The 20,821-nt window shown below is 60.0% G+C and carries 13 protein-coding genes and 1 pseudogene; 4 read left to right on the top strand and 10 right to left on the bottom strand.

Annotated features, from left to right (window positions below):
* Nucleotides 1-338 precede the first annotated feature (338 nt).
* Nucleotides 339-703, top strand: a pseudogene (locus NKJ72_RS22435) (low affinity iron permease family protein).
* A 475-nt stretch (nucleotides 704-1,178) separates the two neighbouring features.
* Here NKJ72_RS22435 and NKJ72_RS22430 read toward each other — a convergent pair.
* The 3 genes from NKJ72_RS22430 to NKJ72_RS22420 all read right to left on the bottom strand — a co-directional run bounded on the left by NKJ72_RS22430 (nucleotide 1,179) and on the right by NKJ72_RS22420 (nucleotide 3,903).
* Nucleotides 1,179-1,418 carry a DUF982 domain-containing protein gene (locus NKJ72_RS22430; RefSeq protein ID WP_352479446.1) on the bottom strand — a complete coding sequence of 80 codons (240 nt, stop codon included), beginning with the start codon at nucleotides 1,416-1,418 and terminating at the stop codon, nucleotides 1,179-1,181.
* Nucleotides 1,419-2,552: 1,134 nt separating this feature from the next.
* Nucleotides 2,553-2,858, bottom strand: a complete 306-nt coding sequence (locus tag NKJ72_RS22425; protein ID WP_352479441.1) for a hypothetical protein — start codon at nucleotides 2,856-2,858, stop codon at nucleotides 2,553-2,555.
* Nucleotides 2,859-2,949: 91 nt separating this feature from the next.
* Nucleotides 2,950-3,903: an NAD(P)/FAD-dependent oxidoreductase gene (locus tag NKJ72_RS22420; protein WP_352479440.1), complete on the bottom strand. Its 954-nt coding sequence runs from the start codon at nucleotides 3,901-3,903 to the stop codon at nucleotides 2,950-2,952.
* Nucleotides 3,904-4,442: 539 nt separating this feature from the next.
* On the opposite strand from NKJ72_RS22420, the gene NKJ72_RS22415 reads away from it, so the two are divergent.
* Nucleotides 4,443-5,552 (top strand): OmpA family protein, encoded by a 1,110-nt coding sequence (locus NKJ72_RS22415; RefSeq protein WP_352479439.1) that lies wholly within the window; start codon nucleotides 4,443-4,445, stop codon nucleotides 5,550-5,552.
* An 11-nt stretch (nucleotides 5,553-5,563) separates the two neighbouring features.
* Entirely contained in the window at nucleotides 5,564-6,817 is a 1,254-nt protein-coding gene (locus tag NKJ72_RS22410) for a caspase family protein (protein WP_352479438.1), read from the top strand.
* A gap of 697 nt (nucleotides 6,818-7,514) precedes the next feature.
* Here NKJ72_RS22410 and NKJ72_RS22405 read toward each other — a convergent pair.
* Nucleotides 7,515-8,087: a DUF6931 family protein gene (locus NKJ72_RS22405; protein WP_352479437.1), complete on the bottom strand. Its 573-nt coding sequence runs from the start codon at nucleotides 8,085-8,087 to the stop codon at nucleotides 7,515-7,517.
* A gap of 185 nt (nucleotides 8,088-8,272) precedes the next feature.
* Here NKJ72_RS22405 and NKJ72_RS22400 point away from each other — a divergent pair, with 185 nt between their 5' ends.
* Nucleotides 8,273-8,809: an OmpA family protein gene (locus NKJ72_RS22400; RefSeq protein WP_352479445.1), complete on the top strand. Its 537-nt coding sequence runs from the start codon at nucleotides 8,273-8,275 to the stop codon at nucleotides 8,807-8,809.
* A 99-nt stretch (nucleotides 8,810-8,908) separates the two neighbouring features.
* Here NKJ72_RS22400 and NKJ72_RS22395 read toward each other — a convergent pair whose 3' ends face one another.
* The 6 genes from NKJ72_RS22395 to tssL form a co-directional block, all read right to left on the bottom strand.
* Nucleotides 8,909-11,239 carry a M23 family metallopeptidase gene (locus tag NKJ72_RS22395; RefSeq protein WP_352479436.1) on the bottom strand — a complete coding sequence of 777 codons (2,331 nt, stop codon included), beginning with the start codon at nucleotides 11,237-11,239 and terminating at the stop codon, nucleotides 8,909-8,911.
* Nucleotides 11,236-11,646, bottom strand: coding sequence for a DUF1036 domain-containing protein (locus NKJ72_RS22390; RefSeq protein WP_292653962.1), 411 nt, complete (start codon nucleotides 11,644-11,646; stop codon nucleotides 11,236-11,238). Before NKJ72_RS22390 ends, NKJ72_RS22395 begins: the two co-directional genes overlap by 4 nt.
* Nucleotides 11,647-11,754: 108 nt before the next feature.
* On the bottom strand, nucleotides 11,755-14,343 hold the full coding sequence (locus NKJ72_RS22385; protein ID WP_352479435.1) for a serine/threonine-protein kinase: 2,589 nt from the start codon (nucleotides 14,341-14,343) through the stop codon (nucleotides 11,755-11,757).
* Between the two features lie 5 nt (nucleotides 14,344-14,348).
* Nucleotides 14,349-15,122, bottom strand: coding sequence for a PP2C family protein-serine/threonine phosphatase (locus tag NKJ72_RS22380; RefSeq protein ID WP_352479434.1), 774 nt, complete (start codon nucleotides 15,120-15,122; stop codon nucleotides 14,349-14,351).
* Between the two features lie 511 nt (nucleotides 15,123-15,633).
* Nucleotides 15,634-19,197, bottom strand: a complete 3,564-nt coding sequence (tssM, locus tag NKJ72_RS22375; RefSeq protein WP_352479433.1) for a type VI secretion system membrane subunit TssM — start codon at nucleotides 19,195-19,197, stop codon at nucleotides 15,634-15,636.
* 22 nt (nucleotides 19,198-19,219) lie between these two features.
* A complete protein-coding gene (gene tssL, locus NKJ72_RS22370) occupies nucleotides 19,220-20,608 on the bottom strand; it encodes a type VI secretion system protein TssL, long form (protein WP_352479432.1) in 1,389 nt (462 codons plus the stop codon).
* Between the last annotated feature and the right edge of the window lie 213 nt (nucleotides 20,609-20,821).

Raw genomic sequence — 20,821 nt, 5'->3', positions numbered from 1 at the left:
GCGAACCACAACCAGAACAGCCGATGGTAGCGCGGCGGCAACGGCGCGCCTGCAGCGGCGGCTTGCGATGCCAGCTTGCGCATCTTATGGCACCGCTGGCGACAGCGGAAGCAGGTGCCTAAGTAAGCCAACCTCGCGTCCTATCCGGAGAGGATGATGGGACGCCACATTCCCGCATGAGGGGAAAAGCAAGGAGAACTGCACAGCAACCTTTCATGCACAGTCCGGGATCCTTATTCCGCTGGCTCATAGGCGAGAGCCGTCCGCATTTCGGACCGCATTGACGAGCACCCAAAAACGAGCCCGAATCGGATTACATCATTTGGTTGGGGATTCACATGAACCGATTTCTCTTTGTAATTGCTGATGTTCTGTCCCGGCCGCCAGGCTTTATCTCATCATCGTGGTCATGATAGCCTGCACTGCGATGGTCCCTTTCGGCGTAACAAGCGTAATCACCTATGCGCTTTCAGTAGCTGCGATTGTGATTACCGGCGTTGTTCTGATCCAGGGTTATCGCGACACTGCCGCCATCCATGCCAAGCTCGATGAAATTATCGTTGCATTGAAGGGAACGAGGAACAATGTCGTCGGGCTGGAGCACGCCGAGCCTGAGGAAATCAAGGCCCATTTGGCGCGGCTCGAAATGGAAGCGGCGGCGGCTGATCGAGAAACCAAGCACGGGGGAGTCTCTGACGCCTGAGAGCTACTCAAAAGCCATCATGGCAAGCTGAGTCCTGCACGAGGCGGTCGCTCAAGGTCCCGCCAGCGGCTGCCAAGCGCGACGAGATGCGCAGCAGCGGTAAGCTTATAAGCGGAGAATGGCTAATCTAACGTATGCGCACTGTGGTAGTCGGCAAGAAGTCTGGCCGTTGCAAACCGGGATGGACGCGAGCGGGCTCGCCGGACTTGCAGCTAGGGGGCAGCTCGAGGAATGTTTGTGCCCCGGTCGGAATCATTGCGGCCCATCGTATTCCGTGGGAGTGCATCTTTTCGCAGAGCTGGCGGAAGCACTTCCGAGCTATGGGCAGGTCTCCCGGCTTTGACCGCGTTATTTGGAAGAACACCGCCCCCGAGCGCTGCCGCATTCTCCAGGGAACGTCGACGCCGCGGAAGGCGTCGGCATAGCGATGCCGGCGAAGCCTGCCTGCGGTCCAGGTGCCGAGAGCGGTATGAGCTCACACCACGTCTCTAACAACCGCATCTAATTTCGTTAGGCCTACGCTCGAAGGCCTTTGCGTAAAAAGTCCTTGTTCGATTGCGGCCGCCTTGAAGGCATCGATCGCAGCTTGTTGGTTGCAATGACCGGCCAAGCATTCCCTGATCATTCGGACGGCTTCGAGCCGCCGCGGCTTGGCCACGTATGGCCATGGCTGTTCAAGCGCTTTCGCAGCGTCGGATATTGATGCAACCACCATTGGCTTGCAATTCAGGTAAATTGTAATCGGAATGAACGCCGGCATTTTCTCGCTCGCCAGGATTGAACGGGGCTAAACGCGAAGAGAAGGCGGAGGTTGCATGCCGCGATTTTAAGTCCCGCTACACGATGCAATTGAGACTGAACAGGCCTTCTCGGGGCAATGCTAAACTCAAAATAACGCCCGTTGGCGGGTCGCCGAATTCTGAAGCGAACAAATCGCCGACAGGCTCCATGGCGCGGTTTACGAACGATCGGCACGATGATCTCCGTGGGCAGGCCATAAATCGGAATCACGGCGGCTCTGAAACGTTCCACCGTGGTGCTGCCGGGCTGTCCGTTTCGGGCCTAGCTTCGAGGAGCTCGCCCTCGTGCTTTTGCCCCTCAAAATGCGAGATGCGAGACGTCGCCATCCAAGGGCGAGGGGTCGACGTGTCGTCGGTGCAGAGCCGTTGAAGTACGCGTTGGCACAAAACCTAGGTCGGCGGGGTCAAGGCTGGTTTGAACGGCGCAACGTCCCTGACCCCCGCATCAGCGCCACCCTTAGCGCGGCTGAAGTCGATTTAATGTTTCCTGCGAAATTTGAGTCAACGAGGCGTACGACTTGATTGATAAGCCTGCGTGCCGGCCACATCCGAAGCATTTTCCGTACGGGTGGTTTGACGGCGATACGACCCGCGATGACCTTCGTCCCTTGTCTCCAACCTCGATTGGTAGATGGACCTCAGATGATGAGCCTAAGTCTAGGCAATGGTCCGTACGCACCTCGCAAGCCCGACCCCAAGCCCCAGCTTGGTGAAACAGCCTTCGATCGGTCCCGCCGTGCTTCATGTGCGGTGGGCTTTTCATTCCACTAGACTATGGGAACAACCGAGCCCCCCGAAGGTTCGGTGCAGGCAGCAAGTTCACTCCTTATGGCTGCAGGATCGGTGAAGCCGGTCGAGGCCCGCGTCTTTCGTCCCTCCGAAGACGCGGGCCTTACTACAGAGATTCCGTCACAGACCCGAACTTAAAAGAGTTGCTGATCGCCGCGAGCTGATGTGCATCGTGTGACGGACTTCGAGCGTCCCACCTTTGCCACTCTGGTCAACCTGCGTCGAACCTGCCCGCCGCTGGAACCGAACCTCTACGCATCTTACATGACGCCCATCGATGAGTAACGGATGATCACCTCGTCCTGACGAAAGCGTCGCTCAAGGTCAGCACAGCGTGTTCGCCAGGCTTGCAGATCAATCTCCTCCGTCATCACCTCGAAGATGACGATCTCATCATAGCTGCACTCGCCGCCTTGCCGCCACAACCCTTCCGCAGGTGCCTGCAAAAAGGCTGTGACGCCGGCGAACTGCTGGGCCAGTTCTTCTTTGAGCCGGTCGAATTCCTGTTTGGGGAACGGTCTGCCGGAATTGTCCGCGCCAGGTAGCAGGATTTGAAAAAGATACATGATGAAACTCAATGATCACGAACGGTCGCCGTGCCTCTTCGTTCCTCATGCTTTGTTTTCGGCGTCGGCGCCGGGCGCCGTGCGCTTGGTGTCACCGTGGGCCGTGTTCGGCCTGGGACCAATGTTCGCCGTCGCCATTTGCAAGATAGTTGTGCATGTCGGTTGCAGCGACCGCTGCGTGGCCGAATGCTACGGCAAGCTGATTGATCTCATTGACCACATCTCCGGCTGCATAAAGTCCGGTGACTGCGGTGCGCTGGCGCGAGTCTACGACGAGGTTGCCCGCTTTGTCACAGCATGCACCAAGGTCGACCGCGAGCCTCGAGCGGATGGTCGAGCCCATCGCAGGGTAGATGGTGTCAAACGACAGCGTTCCGCCGTCGATGAGTTCCACGACCGCCTCCCGGCCCGTGGCGCTAACGGTATTGGGTTTGCATACGCCGATCTCGATACCGGCCCTCTTGAGCTTGGTACGCTTGTCGGGGGAGGGCTCGGATGGATCGGTAATCAGCAAAGTGAGATCCTGAGTGAAGGTGCGCATGAACAAGGCCTTTTCCATTGCGTGTTCGGCCGGTCCGATGACGGCCACCCGTTTGTCGATGGCTTCATAGCCATCGCAGATAGGGCACAATCGCAAGACGCCAGCTTGGATCATGTCGGTAGCGCCAGGAAGATCCGGGAGGGTGTCAACAACGCCGGTTGCAATGAGCACCGAGCGGGCACGAATGGGAGATGAATCGCCCGCCAAAAACCCAGCCTTCGTTCTGCGAATGGATACGATCCTGTCGTGGACCAAGCTTGCGCCGTATCGAGTGGCCTGCAGTTCGAGGCGGTCAAGTAGGTCAGGGCCGGTGATGCCGTCTGGGAAGCCTGGGCAGTTGCGTGTCAAGGGAATCCATTTTGCACGGCTTTCATCTGCGTCGACAACAATTACCCGCCTTCGAAATCTTCCAAGGTAAGTCGCAGCCGCTAGGCCCGCTGGCCCGCCACCGACGATCAGGCAGTCGAAGCTTCCTTCATGCCGGCTCGTGTCCCAGTTGACCATTCAGAAATCCTGAAATCCCACGGCTGCATCGCGAGCGAACAGTCGAACGCCGTTGAAGAGAACGCGGAGCACGCCATTTGGTTACAAATGTGGAGCTCCCAATTCGCGGGACAGTTCAGCCATTGGGATAGTGCTTTGATGACCTGCCAAGGGAAGCCATCTTCAGCGCGGAATGGAGATGGAGACTGACAGAATAGCGTCGACGACGGGCTGGGGAGTAGGCGTCCGCGGCAGAAGCAGGATGGAGCAGGCGGGCTTTTTCCTCACTTGGGCTGGTCCACCTTGACCGGCCTTCAAAGACGGGCAGGTGCTGTAGCGGGTTCTTCAGTCAGCTCCAATATCCGCCAACAAGACTGCTGGGTAGCCAGTGTTCGTCCATCACCATTTTGCCGGACTTCCGCAGCCCGGGACCTGAGCGGAATTTACACCTTGCGGTCGATTCGCCGATGCTCGCCAAGCCTCGACAATTGTTCTATGCTCCTTGGCACGGCATAGTTCGTGGTTGCAACGCGGAAGGCTGTTGTCCTGTGGGGGGTCCAATGTTCGAAGTCGTCGGAGACTGGTGGAAAACGGGCTCGAGAAGCTGCTTCGCCCTAAACACCCTTGGCCTGATCGTTGCCGTATCGGTGCTGTTGTTACCTGGGCTGGAAAGCGCCAATGCACAGACGAACTGGACACTCGACCCGACCGCCTCCGTGCTCACCTACCAGTCGGTCAAGAAGAATACGATCGTCGAAACCAACAAGATCAGGAACATAGCCGGCACTCTTTCTTCGACGGGTGAGGCCAAGATCACTTTTGACCTTAACTCCGTCGACACTGGCGTCGACCTTCGCAATGTGCGCATGCGGTTCCTTTTCTTTGAGACATTCAAATATCCGTCCGCCGAACTGACAGCAAAAGTGGACCCTGCCGCATTTGCAGACCTGGCGACCAAGCGAAGGGTGAAGGCAGTGCTGCCATTTCGCCTCAACCTGCACGGCGTCGACAAGGATCTTGAGGCCAATGTCGTCGTAACCATGATCAGCGACAGCATGGTCTCCGTCGCTTCGGAGGCGCCTGTTGCCGTGCATGTCGAGGACTTCGGACTGCTGCCGAATGTCGACAAGCTGCAGCAAGCCGCCAATGTGACCAACATTGTTCCGACCGCTTCGGTATCGTTCGATTTCGTGTTCAACGCTGGCGACAGTAAGCCCGCGGCCGTGCAGACAGTCGCGGCAAGTACTGCCGACGTCGGGCCCGTCGCCACCGACGCCGCGAAAGCGAATTTCAGCGAAGAAGAGTGCCTTAACCGGTTCGCGGTGCTCTCCCGCACTGGGGCCATCTACTTTCGGCCGGCGAGCGCGCGGCTCGACAACCAAAGCCGCCCGCTGTTGGCGGAGGTGGTTGGCGTGGTCGGCAAGTGCCCAGGCCTGAAGGTAGAAGTTTCTGGCTATACCGATTCCGATGGTTCGCCTGCCTCCAACAAGCTGCTGTCGGAGCGCAGAGCCCAGGCCGTTGCCGATGCCATCGTCGCCGCGGGTATTGCACGAACGCAGATCACGGCAACCGGGTATGGCGAGGAGCGGCCTGTCGCGGCTAACGATACGCCGAAGAACAAGGCGCTCAATCGGCGGATCGAGTTTTCCGCCACCAAACTCGTCAACTGAGGAAGGACCTCTTGTTCCGGTGGGGCTTCCATCTGATTGCCTGTTTTGGCAGTGCCCCGCGCGCGATCGGGCTGGCGACGCTCTCGCTACTATTGACATTGACGGCGGCCAATGCGGAACGCCGTGTTGCTCTGGTCCTTGGCAACTCCCAGTACCAGCATGCGCCGGCGCTGACCAACCCGGTCCGGGACGCGCAGGCTGTTGCCAACCGCCTTTCGAAGTTGGACTTTGAAGTCGTCTCCGGTTTCGATCTGACCAAATTGCAGACCCAGACGACGATTGCGCAGTTCGCAAAGCAGGTTCGCGGCGCCGACATTGCGCTTTTCTTTTACGCCGGCCATGGTTTGCAGGTTTCGGGCAGCAACTATCTCCTTCCGGTTGATGCAGCATTGGAAGACGAGACTTCGCTGGATTTCGAGGCGGTGCCTGTCGAGTTCGTTTTGCGGCAAATGTCGCGCGAGACCAGCATAAGACTGATTTTCCTCGACGCCTGTCGCGACAATCCCCTGGCTGAAGTCTTGGCAAAGGCCGCAGGCGTCAAGGGAGCGAGAAGCGGGCTTGCCGAAATCCCGATCGAGAATGGCGGTGCGGGTACACTGGTCGCCTTTTCCACCAGTCCCAATCAGGTTGCCTATGACGGATCGAGCGAGCATTCGCCGTTCACGTCCGCGTTGCTTGCCCATATCGGGGCTTCGAACGTCTCCATCACCGACGCGATGAACATGGTCACCGCCGATGTCTTCAAAGCAACGGCCGGCAAGCAGCGCCCGTGGATCAATGTCTCGCTGACCACCGAAGTCGTTTTGCACAGGGTCGATCTCAACGCGCCGCTGATCGTCGGCGAAGCGACCGCTCCGCAACATGCGGAAGACGGTTCGGATGGGCGCAACGCCACCGCAAATTCGTCAGGCGACGATGAGGCACAGCTTGCGCTTAATGTCCTGCGGCAGAAAATTCCGAAACTGGCTTCGGACGATCCGATCTTTTTCGACCGACCTGTCGATTTTGGAGATCCAAAGATCGACGGCAAGAGCATCGCCGAGCTGATCATGGGCAAGCCTCTCTTTGCTCCCGTGGAAGGGCTCGATAAAGCGGTGTGGCAGGGCAAGCACTGCAATGGCTGCCACGAGTGGGATGAGGTTCGGCTGTGCGAACAGGCGAAGAATTTCGCCGCCAACGATGTGTCCGTGCTGCGTCTGCAACATCCGCTCGGGACGCGCTTCAAGGTGGCGCTAGCCAAGTGGGCGCAAGGCGGCTGCAAGTAAGATCTGGGCCTTCGGTTTGAAAATTCGTGGTCAAACGGGCGATGGGACCAATCTGCGCTTCCGGTTCTCACGGACCCAAATGTCCGCTGCTCCGGTTCTCGAAACCACCATATGACTCGCCAGAGCGAATTTCGAAACAGCCTCTAAGGAGGCTTATTTCTATGTGGCGGATGTTGAACCGCGGGCTACGCTCGAGCGTCTGCGACCGAAAATGGCCGCGCGACACCCGCTCGCGGAACTGGAACGTCTCGCCATTGTTGGCCCCTCGAAGGCTGGTGCTCGAGCCATGCGGGAGAGCTACCGACTGTGGTTCGAAGCTGGGGAGCCTGCCGGCAGCGGCGCTCTGTAATCGACGGATCGGCCTGAGAAGGCGCCTAGAAGAACCTTTACCGTCAACATTAAGGTGAGCGGGGCGGTCTCCATGTCTTCGCTGGGGATGGTGACCAAAGATGTGGGAAACATAGGGGATAGGTCCGACTTACGGGTCCGCACCTTAACCGAACTGATCGAGGACGTCGCCAGGGTACATAACAACGCTGTGCCCACAGGCCTTTGTGGAGCCTAGGGGGCACAAGGTCGTCATCGCGCGAGCCAGTTATCCGATCACCCGCTTAAAGAATTTCCACGGAATACTTCCGACCTCCCATTCCACAGGAAATCGTTTGTTGATCTCTCCTAAGTTCCGGGCAAGATGACCTTAGGGCACTGAGGGGTCGGCCATCTGTAGACCCATTTCGACAAAGGCAGATAGAATGGCAAAACGGTCCGCGAGTGCAACACGCGCCAGCCCTGCCAGAACTCCGGCATTGACGGCATGGGCGGCAGGAAACGGCGGTGAGGCGGGTGGTACTGCTGTGCGGCCGACGGATCGGCAAGCACCAACGCCATTGTCACGCCATCCCGCAGCCAAGGCAATCCAGGCGCCCGGAGTTGTAGGGGGCACTGCCGCTGCCTGGCCCAGCGCGGCACGATGGTGGGCGCTGCCCGGTTCGCTGACCCAGTTGCTGACGAGCGCGAGCAGTTGTTGATCGGTTTCATCGAGCAGCTCGCTCAAATGCCCAAGGCATTCATGAGCCCACCAGACCGCAGCCCGATCCGGCAGCAGGTAGGCACAAAAGGTGATTGCCTCTTCGGGAACGCGCCCTGCAAGGAGATCGCGGCAAAACTCGATCGAATGCTGTTCGGTTGGAAGGGTTCGCATGTCTCGGGCAGCGGCGGGACAAGCTAGGAAAAGATCTCGTGCCGTTTTGAATCGGAGCCCGTTGGCCATGACGCCACGCTTTCATCGAGAGCCTGTCAGCACTCAAGCCCGCAGCGCGGCGCTGGTCAAGTCTCTACTCGCAGCGGAGTGATAACCGCGATACAGTCGCGGCTCGGTGTTTCCCGCAGACAATTGCTTCGGAATTTGGTATGTTCACGCTTGATAATATCGGATGCTCAACAGGAGTAACCGCTATGCGGTGGGCCAGTTCACCTTTGGTGTTGGCGGTCATGGTTTTCTCAACGCATGTTTGCGCCGACCCTGTCCAGAAATCAGAAGACATCGTCAAGTTTTTTGCCGGCGCGGCCGATCTTGGCAAGTCGCGCGGAATTTGTGTCGGCACCGAGGAGCAGTGCAAGAGCAAGAGTAAGCCAAACGAGGGACCCGCCGGCAAATCCAGTCTCGACATGCTGATCAATTTCGGACTCGATTCGGCCGAACTCGACGCAACCGCGCGCGCCGAGCTCGCGGAGTTTGCCAAGGCCCTGAAGGACAACCGGCTTAGCAGTTTCCATTTCGTCGTCGAAGGCTACACTGACGCTTCCGGTCCGGCGAACTACAATGAGCGGCTCTCACAGCGACGAGCGCAATCTGTGACGTCCTTCCTGACATCAAGCGGCATTGAGGCGGCTCGGATTAATCCGATCGGCCTGGGCGAAGCGCATCCGCGCAGCCCCAACCCATACGATGCTGTCAATCGCCGTGTGGAAATGCGCATAAAGACCGAGTAGCGCATGCCGCCGAAAACTGTGCGGCAGTTTCGAGCCACAACGGCTTTGCCGCGAGCAGGGCAGTCGTTTGAACCCTTTCTTACGAACGGCTGCGATGGCTCAAAGCGCGTTCTGCACGGAGCTCAGCATCGCCATGATCACGTGTTTGTACTTTGCGAACTCGGGCGATGTCTGCCGGATTTCAGTGGTGGTCGTCGTCTGCTGGCTCGCGGTCGTTGCTGGGCTGAGCTTTCGACCCATCTTCCTTTCGGCCCAGTCCACGACATAGCTGGCGGTCTTGCCGGTGAGAAAGGGATTGGCCTGAATGACGGCTGATCCGAGCACGGCGCTCAGTTGCGCCGAACCCGACGCCGACAGCACCTGATGCGCCCCCTCCATGCCGAGGAAATGGCACAGATAGAGCCGGCCGGCTGTGATTTGGTGGCCGCGCGCCCGAAGATAGGCTTCGCCCTCTCGCGCCAGATTGCGAACCATCTCGCGCGAGATCGTGGCGTCGTAACGCAGGGCAAGCAGGTCGGCGGTCGACAGTGTGCGTGCAAGTTCGGGGCGGTATGTATTCATCATCCGGATCCAGGTTTTGGTGATGAACTGGCCGGCGCCGGTCGCTGAAGAATTCGGGTTCTTGGCACGGGCACTGCCGCCACTTTCGACATGGACGATGCGGTCAGTGAGCGTTTCCACGGCGGAAAGATCCGAAGCGACCGCAGTAACCGTACCCAGCGGGTCGATCGCCGCGCCATTCTGGTAGAGTTCGAAATGCAGGTGCGGCCCGGTCGACAGTCCGGTGGTGCCGATATAGCCAATGATATCGCCTGCCTTCACCTTGGTGCCGACACCGCCCATGATTGCGAATTTCTGCATATGCGCATAGCGCGTCTCGCGCCCGCTTCCGTGCGAAATCTTGACCAGATTGCCATAGCCGCCCCCATCGCCCTGGAAGCTGATTTCGCCATCGAAGGCGGCTGCGATCGGCGTGCCTACGGGCGCCGCCCAGTCGACGCCCTTATGGATGCGAACGGTGCCCAGAATTGGATGCTTGCGCGGCCCGAACGTCGAGGTCAAGACCCCGTTGACCGGTGTGACCATGCCGTTGGTGACCGTCAGCGAGCGGACCTGATCGTCGCCTGTGACGCATGCAAACTGGCCATCGCCCTGCTGGAAGACGAAACAGTCGAGACTTTTTGTCGTGCCCTGAACACCAACATACAGCACGCGCCCGGCGCCTTCGTCCTTGCCGCGCGGCGTTTGAGAATAGATCAGCACAAGACGCTGGTCCTCGCTTGCAAAGGCGTCCAGATCCTGTCCTCTCGACAGATACATGATCGCTTCGCCGATCACGCCGGTTGGAACGCTGTTGCGTGCCGCAGTCGAGTAGATCGCGTCGAGCAGACGATACTGCCTTTTGTGGCCGCCTTCCGCCGGCGCGCCCGAGTAGTTGAAGAGATCTTCGCGTACCCAAGGGTCGACGCCGGAGACGAACACGCCCGCGGCATTGCGCGTCAGCGTGCCGACAAAGACGTTCTTGGCGTAGATCGACACCTGCATGAGGGACATCGTTGTCGTCTCGCGGTTGGGCCGGTATCCACGCATGGCCACGACATAGCCCGGTTCAAGGCCGTCCCGGCCGAAGAGGGCCTTCAGCGCCTCGCCTGCCTGCTTGGCGTCGTCGGCGGAGAAATGTGCATCGAGCGCAACGCTATCCAGACTGCGATCGTTGAGGATCTTCACGAACGTGTCTTCCGTCGCCTCGAACCGCTGATATTCGTTCGTGACAGTTGCGACGCTGGTGTTGTTTTCGATCTGGGTCTTGTGGAACGCGGGAAGAGCTGCATCGCCTGCGTCGATTGTTTCACCCCAGCCGGCCTCCGGGTCATCGGCTTCGGTCAGTTGATCGGCAGCAGGCGCGGGTTCATCGGCGCCAGGAGCTGGCTGAAGATCGTTCTGCAGATCGCTGGAGGCTGCGGGGGCGGTTTTTCGTTGTGCCTGGAAGAACGCAAAATCCTCCTGCGTCGACGGTATGGTCGTCATGAATTTCTCGCTGGCGCTAAGCATGACGTCGGACAAAATCTCGATCTGTGACGAAACCCCGGCCTGGTCGAGTTCGGCCGGACGCGGAACGACGCGGCCTTTCGTTGCGGCGCCGGAATCGGGTGCGAGCGTGATCCACATCGGGTCTCCCGCCAGGCCGATAATGGCAGGCACATAAACAGAGGCATCGGCCGGCACATCGTCGGCTCCTTCGACCGCATGCAGCTCCTCGTCTTCGTCGCCAAATGACCAGTAGTCCGCGGTGAGATAGAAGCCGGCTGCAATCGAACACAGGAAAACCGTGGCGAGGCCGGCAAGAAGCTTGCGCCAAAACGTGCGCCGGCGAAGGGCAGCGCGTGCTTGCTTCTTTTCCTTGAAGCTGGTGTCGATAGCGTGCGTCACGGACTGCTTCCGGTCAGGAAAAACGTCCACCGCACCTGTTCAAGCGTATCGACTTCGACAAATCGCGCGGCAATATGGCCGCGCTGCCAGCATTCGTCGATGCCGCGTATCGAGAAACGTCGCCGCTCAATGCACATTTCGGTCGATCCGGTCAGGATCGCGTGGCCGAAAACGTCGGTGGCGTAGAGGTAGATGTAGCGGTTCGTCAGTTCTTCGCGGATGACGTTGACGCACTGATTTGCGCCGATGGTCCACCAGCCGTCGGTCTGGTCGGCATTGTCCACCTCTTGGCCAACAGCGAGGTTGACGACGTCAAGCGTCTGATTGCACACCGTGAATTCGGCGCGCGCTTCGTTGCACGAGAGCACGGCTAGCAACGCGGCGGCCGAAACGACCGCAAGCCTCATCCGGCTCATCGAGGCAAGCAAGGTTCGAAGCCGACCACGCTGCTTTACGGGCAGGTCGGAAGACGAGCGGGGCAAACGCGAGCTAAGCAGTTCCATCGGACGCCCATGCTAGCCGCCGAGTCGGAAATACTTGGCACTGGCCGAAAACTTGGAACCGTTGGCCTCAATTTCCTCGAGAATTTTGGGCAACAGCCGTGAGGCTGGCACTGGCGTGGAGATCGCAGCCGCCTGGATGTCCTGGGGCCCGGTGATCACCATGATGATCTGCGGCACGGCCTTGCCTGCAGCCCTGTCGGCGGCGCCGAGACCGATCGGGATGCTGAAGGTAGCCTTGTCCGAGTGAACGACCATGCGGTCATCGAGGTTGAACATCATGCCTTTGTGGTCGATCAGCAGCACGCTGGAAATGAGCCCGCCACGCGTTACCAGCGTACCGCTGATCGGCGTACCGTTCGGCACCGATGTTCGATCGAGAACAAGCTGCGGCTTCTCGCCAGCAGTCTGCCCCAGAAAACGCAGAAAGTTGGTGACTCCGCACTGGCTCGGCTCAATAAGGCGCACGTTGATGTCCGGCTCAACGTGGAACTTTGCCTGGAAATCAGCCAGCATCTGCTCGAATGGCTGGACCGCGGTTCCAAATCCTTCGATCGCAGCGGTCTTATCGGTTATCGAGGTTACGGCGGCGTAGAAACAGTCGCCGCCGCTGAAGTCGCGAACCCACGACACACGTTGCGCTATCTCGTCGATTACTGGGGCAACTTCCGGCTTGGGCAAGTTCAGGGCGACCATGGCCGGATCTGGTTCTCCGGCCGCCGGTTGGTCGGGCTGCTGCTCCTTTGCCCTCGTCGTATCCGCCTGGCGTGCAGCCGGCTCGGGAACGGGCGCTGCTGGTGTCGTCTTCGCCGGCCGGGTCGCCGGGTGTTTGGGCGGCGGCAGGACGGCCTGCTGCTCCTTTGGGCTCGTCGCACCTGCCTGGCCCGCAGCCGGTTCGGGAGCTGGCACGGCCGGTTTCGCCCCCGCCTGCGGGCTTGCCTGCTGTTCAGGCTTTTGGCTCGGTGCGGCGTCTGGCTGCGCGGCGCGCGGCGCCGGAGCCTTGTCGACCAGCGGGAGAGCCGGAGCAATCGTGGCAGGCGGCGAGGGCGTATCGGGCTGAAATGATGGCGTTGCGGTTTCGGCCGGCAGTTGCGCCGCGCTTGCCGACGGCTTCGACTTTTCCTGCATTTGCGGGAGCATCTTGGGCGACGCTGCCGGCGGCTGCGTTCTGGCCGCGGCGGCCTCCGTCTGATTTTCAGTTGGCGCTAATGTAGCTTCCGTTTCCGGCTTTGGGGCTGGAACTGCCTGTGGCGGCTCAGGCGCGTGCGCATCATTGTCCGTCGCCAGCGGCTTTGACGCCTCTGCCTCAGGAATTGATGCATCGGGGAAAGGCGTTGTTGCTTGTGGTGAAAGTTGCGGTGGCTCTGGCGCGGAAAGCGAGGTTTTGACAGCGCTCGGTGCGGTGGGCGTTATAAAGCCGCTAAAATAGAGGCCGGCAACTGAGGCGAGAGCCAATGTCGTGAAGGCAGAGATGGCGATGCCTCGGCCTTTTGTAGATGTTCCGCGAACAGCACCAACGAGGGCACGTGGCGGCGCAGCGACCGGTGAGGCCCGAGGTTCGGACAGCAGCGCTGGTCGGACATGCGGGACAAAGCGCTGCCCACCCGAGCCTGCCAAAGGCCCGCCATGGCCCAAGACATCGGATGGCGGGGACGAGGCCTTCGGGTCGGGCGCAAGGGTTTGCCCCGCTCGTGGCAAACCCGGCCTGTCGCGGTTTGGGATGAACGTCGGCGGCGTTGTCCCTTCGTCCTCGTCACGCGTCATCCTGGCAATTTCCGCCATGCTCACCGGGCGGTCTCGCGGATCCGGCTGCAGCATGGCTTCGACAATGTCACGAAAATCGTCATCGATGTCGGACAGGTCAGGCACGGTCCGACGCTTTTCGATGATCTCGAATTGGGATCCGCTCATGTCGATCGGCTTCCCGCGCAGGGCGGCAACCAACACCAGCCCCAGGCTGTAGATGTCGGACTGCTCGCTGACATCGCCGCTGTACAGCCCAAGCTGTTCGGGGGAAACGTAGTTGTACTTTCCCGCGAATTTTCCGCCGATCAGGGTCTCCCCGCCGACGGTCGCCGATCGCGCGATTCCGAAATCGATGATCTTGGCGCGATCGACCTGACCTCCGGGCAAGATGATGTTGTCCGGAGAGAGGTCGCGGTGTATTGCTCCTGCCTGATGCACGGCGCTCAGACCCGACGTGAGGCGATGGCAGAGCTTGCGCACCTGCTCAGTCGGCATAGGGCCACGTCGCATGATGTCGTATAGGGACTCACCGTCGACGAATTCCATCGCAAGGTAGGGACGACCGATCCCTGGATCGATCGTGAAGACGTGATAACGCACGACCGCATCGTGCGAGAGGTGATTGAGGATCGACGCTTCCTTGCGGAACAAGGACAAGATCGTCGGGTCGCGGGCAAATTCGGGCAGGACGATCTTGATCGCGACATGGTCGCCAGTCTGAATGTTGTGGCCGCGGTAGACCTCGCCCATGCCGCCGAATGCGATCCGCTCGTCAAGTTCGTAGATGCCGCTGAGCTGCGTGCCGACGGCGGTGTTGGCCAGCTGCGGCGATATTCGCGTCTTGTCGTCGGCGCTCATCAGCCTCAACCCTCCGCTCTGGACAGATCAGGGTAGGGGGGGTGTCCGTTGCTTCTGCTTGCGAATTTTACCAGCACAATCGTGACATTGTCTGTCCCGCCTCGCTCCAGCACCGTTTTCAGCAGAGCCTCACAGGCCGCCTGAGGTGTTGCAGTCACAACTGCGGCGCCGATCTCGGCGTCGGTCAGATGCGCCGTCAGCCCATCGGTGCACAACACAAAGATGTCTCCCGGCATGATTTCCCCTTGCTGGAAATCGATGACGATTTCGTCGCTGACGCCTACCGCATGCGTGATGACATTGCGGCGCGGCCAGGTGAGCGCCTCGGCCGCGCTGATCATGCCACGGTCGAGAAGTTCCTGAACTTCGGTGTGGTCCTTCGAGATCTGCGAGATGGATCCGTTGCGGATCAGATAGACCCGGCTGTCGCCCGCCCATAGGCACGCAAATCGCCCATCCATCGCCAGCAGGGCGGCAACGGTGGAGCCGATGGTTATGCCGCGGGACTCGGAGATCCTGCGGATCTCGGCGTTGGCGCGGCTCAGCCTGTCCTCGAAGCGCGCACGAAGATCCGGGGCGGAACTGGCAATGCCGATCGTGGCCAGATGGTCGACAATGCTGGCTGAAGCGACCTCTCCGGCTTCATGCCCACCCATACCGTCGGCCACCACCCACAGGCCGGTTCGTGGCTCGACCAGATAGTTGTCTTCATTGTGCTCACGGACACAGCCATTGTGGCTTACGCCGAAGCTTTCAAAGGAAAGGGCGACATCGCTCAACTTGCCACCAAGCGCTTCTCGAAGCGTCCTCTGCAGCGCACTCTAAGGCGCTCGCTGGCGCCCACTTTGCCACAGGCTCGAATATTAAAATATCGAAATCTAGCTTTGAGCGCGTGACCTTCGTGGCGGGTCACCCCGACAAAGAGCTCAAGTGATGATTTGAGGGCGCGACAGCGCTCCGTCGCCTGATCAACTGCGCATCCTGCGATCTCCCCGCCTGTCACAACGTGCCGGTGCCGAAGTGTTCCAGCTCTTATCCCACAACCAACCAGGCAGCCAGTCAGGTAACGCCGGAATGACGCCGTGCGATCTCGCCTTGATCGGTGCTCCAGACGACGACCTAGATGCCACTGTCAGGACCCGGCATCTTTCAGGATCCGAGCGAGCGACGTGCCACCCAGCGCAAATTGCCGACCCCGTCGTTAAAACAGGAGCGTCGGTATATTCAAAATATCGATCCTCACCCTAGCTTGGTTTCATCTTACTTGCCTTCGGCGAGGTCAAATCCTTCTCAAAACGCCTTCGGACAGCTGAAAGCAGAAAGTGCGGGAAGGAAGAAGGGGCTGGGTCCGGAGCCGGTCTGGATCGTATAGCTGACGTCGCGTCCGCCGATTACGAAGCGCGCCTCAACAGTGCCGTCTTTGCTGGTAATCGTCGCCTTGTCCAGCAACCGCTTCAGCGACCACGGCCCTTCGAAGCTGATAACGGATTCGCGGCCCGGCATTTCCGGCGTCAGCCTCAGACTGGCGGATGTCGAGGCCGCACCGGTCGGCCAGGACACAGTGCTTGGCGTGTTAGCCGCCTGGTTGCTCTGGACGATCTGGCCATCGACGTCGAGCACCGCAGCATCTGCATCTCCATTCAGCGAGAACGGGGTAAAGGTCAGGTTGACTGACGGCATTGACCCGCCCGACGGGAAAAATGCGCCGCGGATTTCCGCAGCCAGCTGAAAGCTTTTCAGCGTCGACTTCGACAGGTCGCGCCCAAAGCGTGCATCCTGTTTCCAGCTCCAGTCCTGGCCGCTCATGTCGATCAAGGAAGCAAGGTTTTGTGCGAAGAACCGGTCCATCAGGCCGCCCGGAGAGAACAATTTGGCGAAGTCCGCCATCGCAATATCCTCGGTACCATCGCCGGCGAAGGGGTAGCGGCCGTTGACCGCCTTCTCGCAGGGCTGCGTGACGGCCTGGTCGAGCATCTCATTCAGATTCGTCAACGAAATTTCAGCCGCGTTGCCCTCAAATTCGTCTGCAGTTGCGTTGACCATTCTGCCGAGTTGCTTGGGCAGACGCGATGCATTGGCGCGAAGGGTGGCTATCTGCAGCTGCAGGTTGGCGTTGACACGTTCCGTCTGCGAAGGGACCTCGGTTGCCAGTCGCAGGCTCTGGTGGATGTCGCGAAAATTCTGGGTCAGCGCATCGATCGGTCGGTGTCCAAAAGGACCGCTTACCAGAGCCTGGAAGGACCTGAACTGCGCTTCGATGTTTGCCCCAGGGTTCTGGCTATGAAATTTCTCGGACCCCGTACCGGCACGGCTTTGCGATTTTGCGGAGCCAATTTGGATGCCGATGCGAGCCAGGCCCTTGGCCATGTCTGCGGCGTCCTGGGACTGGCGCAGGACGGTGCCGACCTGCATCCCAGTGCCCGAGTCGGCGCCGGAGACAGAGTCGCGCGCCAGGGTTGTTTCCTCGGCCATCGCGGTAAAAAGCTGTTCGATCGGCGAGCTTGGTGAGGCTACGGCGGAAAGCGCGACATAGTGCGGCTTGTCGTTCAGCATGGCCTTGAATTTCAATCCATCGAGTACGCTGTTCCACGCGGCTGCGAACTCCCTGCCGTAGCGATCGAGAAGTTCGGGGCCGAGTTTGAGCAACGCCTGATCGATGCCGCCTTGCTCGCCGCCACCGCCCAGAACCCACTGGTCGTCGACGAGTGTCTGGGCAACGCGCGAAAGCTGTCCGAGAAAAAAGTTGTTGAATCCGGCTTGGGTGTAGAGACCGGGTATACGAAGCTTCGACAGATCGCCGCCATCGACGCGCTCGAACACAAGCTGCGCTTCCGGTCCAGCTTTTTGAGAGACGGCAAAATCGTCCAGCGCAGCCGCATACACCGCCGACTTGATCAATGCTGACGCGCGATCCGCAAGGCTCATGCGCCCGAGCGAACGCTGGGCGGCTTCCACAAGCGGCTGGTTGAGTTCGAAAACTGGATCATAGGCATCGTCCAACGCGAGCATGGCGCGTAGGTGCTTTTCGAGGTGCGCGCGTCCTTCCCGGTTGCTCTCGCCTGGATACCGGTTCTTTTCCCAATCCTGCTTCATCCAAGAGATGATCAGTGCGTCATCGACCTTGGGTGCCTTGCCGCCGAGCATCAGGTAGATCTTGAGCGGTTCGTAAAGCGTGGCGGGCTCAGCCATCGTCGCCTGGACCGTCCGCTCAGCCTGAACGAGCAGACGCGACCGCAACATTCGTTCCAGTGCTTGCCGATAGGCCGTTGTCGATGCAGAACTAAGCCTTTCCCGCTGGCTCAGGCCGAACGTTTCGTCGATCGGGATCGGTAAGTCACTGCTTTCGAAACCGGCCGGCATGTTGCGCAATTGGTCGAGTGGCCCGATGACGTTTTCAAGGTCGACATCCGCGACCGTCGTGCTTTTGAGCAGGGCGTCCGCTGTCTCGCGATATTGGCTCGTCGCCTGCGTCGTAGAGGCGATCAGCGAGCGGTTGGCCATGAAGCTCATCCCGAGCGCACCAAGGGCCGCTGCAGTGATCAAGGCTATGATGCCAAAGCCGCCATATCTGAGGGCCGCTGCCCGCCTCTCGGTCGCTCGGTCATAGGAAACCCATCCGGATTCAGCGAAAATGACATCGGTCAGGAGATCGTGCAAAAAGAAGCTCTTGCCGGTCCCGGACAGGTGGGGGCGGGAATTGTTGCCGAAACTGCGGCCGATTGCGCCCAAGACCTGATCGATGGGCGTTCCCTCCTGCGTCCCCGACGAGAAGTAGATCCCACGCAAACTGACGTTCACCTGGCTGCGGACCGGATCGAACAGGCTGGTCACGAAATTGGCAATTCGCCCCTTGAGCGCGTAAAACTGGGCCGGAAAGCCAAAGATCGATATGCGCGAGACCGGATCAAGCTCTTCCTGCAGGCGGTCAGCCATCTCGTCCGCCAACCGGTTCGCCAGCGCATCGAATTCGGCCGGAGCCTCACCGGCCATGTTCTTGTTGCGGTCTGTGGTCTGGAATGTCGCGCCCCAGACCTTGCGCCTGCGCGGCTCCTCGAAACTGCTGAAGTATTCCATGAAGCCGGAAACAAGATCGGCCTTGGTGAACAGCAGGTACACCGGAAACTGGATTTTAAGCGTCTGGTGGATCTCCCTCAGGCGACTGCGTATTTCAACGACTTGGGCATCTAGCTGCTGCTCATCGAGGCTGATGAGGTCGGCAAGGCTGATGGCCAGGATGACCCCGTTGATCGGTTGCCTTGTGCGGAATTTCTTGAGCAATGACAAAAACGCAAGCCAGCTCTTGCTGTCGCTTCCAGCACTGGAATCCTGCGTGGTGTAACGTCCTGCCGTGTCGATCAGCACAGCCCCTTCAGTGAACCACCAATCGCAGGAGCGGGTGCCGCCAACACCGGCCACCGGCTGGGCGTCTCCTGAACCGGCAAGCGGAAAATTCAGACCCGAATTGACCAGTGCCGTCGTCTTGCCGGCGCCCGGCGGGCCAATGACGATGTACCATGGAATATCGTAGAGGAAATTGCGCTTGCCGCTCGAGCGTTTGAGTGTTCCGATGGCCTCACTCATGCGCGCCTCGAGCACCGGTGAATCGTCATTGCCCTCGTCGCCGCGAGCAATGACGATCTCGAGCGCTTTTTGCGCCTTTCTCACCTGCCAGACGCGCACTCCGTAAACGAGGGCCGCGGTCGCTACGATCGTGCCGATGATTGTCGCGCGAAACCAAACAGGTCCCAGCGGCCGGATATCGGCGAAGCGGATCAAAGGTCCAGCAAACCAGATCGCTGCCGCGAAACCGGCCAACGCGGCCGTGCTGAATATCCGCGGTAGCCAACGCATCATTGGCGTTTCCCACCGGCGGTCTTCACAGCGTTTCCTCCTTGGGGATCATCACGTCGACACGGCGGTTCTTGGCGCGGCCCTCGGACGTCGCATTGTCGGCAATTGGCTCATCTGCGCCCTTGCCATCGGCGGTCACTCGCGCGGGATCGCTAAGTTTCGCGGCGATCATTGTTCCAACAGCCTTCGCGCGGGCGACCGAAAGGTCAAAGTTGGATTTGAACGCGCTCGATTTCCGTGGCTTCACGTTGTCCGTGTGGCCAACGATCCTGATTGGCCCCGGCTCGTGCTCAAGGGCTGCGGCAATCTGTTCGGCCAGTGACTGAGACTCAGGCTTCACTTCGGTCTTGCCCGGCTGAAACAACAATTGATTGTTGATCTCCACTACGATGAAGTCGCCTTTTGTGCCGATGGTCATCCCGCCGCGCTCGACTTGCGTGGACAGTGCCGAGCGGATGCGGTCGATCTGCTCGGTTACGGCAGGCGAGGCAACTGTCGCCGGTTCGGCAAGTGGGGGTACCACACTGGCGCGCTCGATCGTCACGGGTGTCGAGGGATTGAGCGCCAGCAACTGTCTGGCTGCAGCATCGCCTTCATCGGTCACGAACGCGCGCAACGTGAAGAAGGCGGCCGTCAGCAGGGCTGATGCCGCGGCGGCAACGCCCCAGAGCGGCAGGCGGGTCGAAGACGGCACCATCGTCGCCGCCATGCTTTGCCAGCGGGGGGAGATGTCCTCTCCGGCGCGGGCCCTGAAGTAGCGAAGCGTCTCGTAGACGTCGCGCCGCACACGTTCGAGACTGATATCGTCGCGCGCCAGGCCCCGATACTGGCCCTCAAATCCCAGGGACAGGCAGACATGCGTCAGCTCCAGCAGGTCTAAGTGTGGCTCCGGATTGGCCAGCACCTTGTTTAGCGCTTTGAAAAAGCCGGCGCCCGTGGCTTCGAGGTGAAAAAACCGCGACAACATACTGTGCTGTGCCCAGGTGTCCTTGCCGGTCCAGGGCAGGTTGCCAACAAGATCGTCGGCAGTTTCGCAAAGGGCGAACTTCGCGATCCGCGCATCCTCTTCGGCAACGCCCGACTTCTCCAGCGTCCGGTCGAACCTCTCGATCGCTTCGGCGATATGCTCGGCCAGTGGCGCCGCCTGTCTTTCAACCGGCACAAGCCTGAGATGCCCGAACAGGACAAGCAATGGTGCTGACGCCGCGAGGATCGGATTTGCTGTCGAATATTTGACCGTGTCGGCGGCTTCGAGCAGCACCTCCTGCTGAATGATCGGCCTTGACTCGGCTGTCTCGGCTTTGGCCGCTGCACCGGACGACGCTCCCTGATAAAAAATGGTTCCGGATGTCCAGTCCGGCGGCATATGCCGACCTATGTCAGGATCGAAAACTGTCGATTCCTTGACGTCCAAGGGCCTGACCGACTTGGCAATCGGTTCGTTTGCGGCTGGTTTGGCATTCTGCCCGCGCCCTGGATTGGTGCGGATGACGGTCTTGCCGACCGGGCCGAAAGGATCGTCCTTCGAGCTCATTGCCGATGTGCCGCCGCGATGCAATGTCCGCGCTCGCGTTCGAGAGGCGCCAGATCTTTCCTGGCCGGATAGGGCAAGCAAGGGGCCGGCCAG

The organism is Mesorhizobium sp. M0045, assembly GCF_040323385.1.
In the GTDB taxonomy this organism is placed as follows: Bacteria; Pseudomonadota; Alphaproteobacteria; order Rhizobiales; family Rhizobiaceae; genus Mesorhizobium.
The sequence above is the reverse complement of the archived record's forward strand: the minus strand, read 5'-3'. Positions and strand labels throughout refer to the sequence as shown.

Excerpts from the sequence above, each read along its gene's own strand:
- NKJ72_RS22430 (WP_352479446.1), bottom strand. The coding sequence starts at position 1,418 with ATGGTGGTTGCATCAATATCCGACGCTGCGAAAGCGCTTGAACAGCCA.
- NKJ72_RS22425 (WP_352479441.1), bottom strand. The coding sequence starts at position 2,858 with ATGTATCTTTTTCAAATCCTGCTACCTGGCGCGGACAATTCCGGCAGA.
- NKJ72_RS22420 (WP_352479440.1), bottom strand. The coding sequence starts at position 3,903 with ATGGTCAACTGGGACACGAGCCGGCATGAAGGAAGCTTCGACTGCCTG.
- NKJ72_RS22415 (WP_352479439.1), top strand. The coding sequence starts at position 4,443 with ATGTTCGAAGTCGTCGGAGACTGGTGGAAAACGGGCTCGAGAAGCTGC.
- NKJ72_RS22405 (WP_352479437.1), bottom strand. The coding sequence starts at position 8,087 with ATGGCCAACGGGCTCCGATTCAAAACGGCACGAGATCTTTTCCTAGCT.
- NKJ72_RS22400 (WP_352479445.1), top strand. The coding sequence starts at position 8,273 with ATGCGGTGGGCCAGTTCACCTTTGGTGTTGGCGGTCATGGTTTTCTCA.
- NKJ72_RS22390 (WP_292653962.1), bottom strand. The coding sequence starts at position 11,646 with ATGAGGCTTGCGGTCGTTTCGGCCGCCGCGTTGCTAGCCGTGCTCTCG.
- NKJ72_RS22385 (WP_352479435.1), bottom strand. The coding sequence starts at position 14,343 with ATGAGCGCCGACGACAAGACGCGAATATCGCCGCAGCTGGCCAACACC.
- tssM (WP_352479433.1), bottom strand. The coding sequence starts at position 19,197 with ATGATGCGTTGGCTACCGCGGATATTCAGCACGGCCGCGTTGGCCGGT.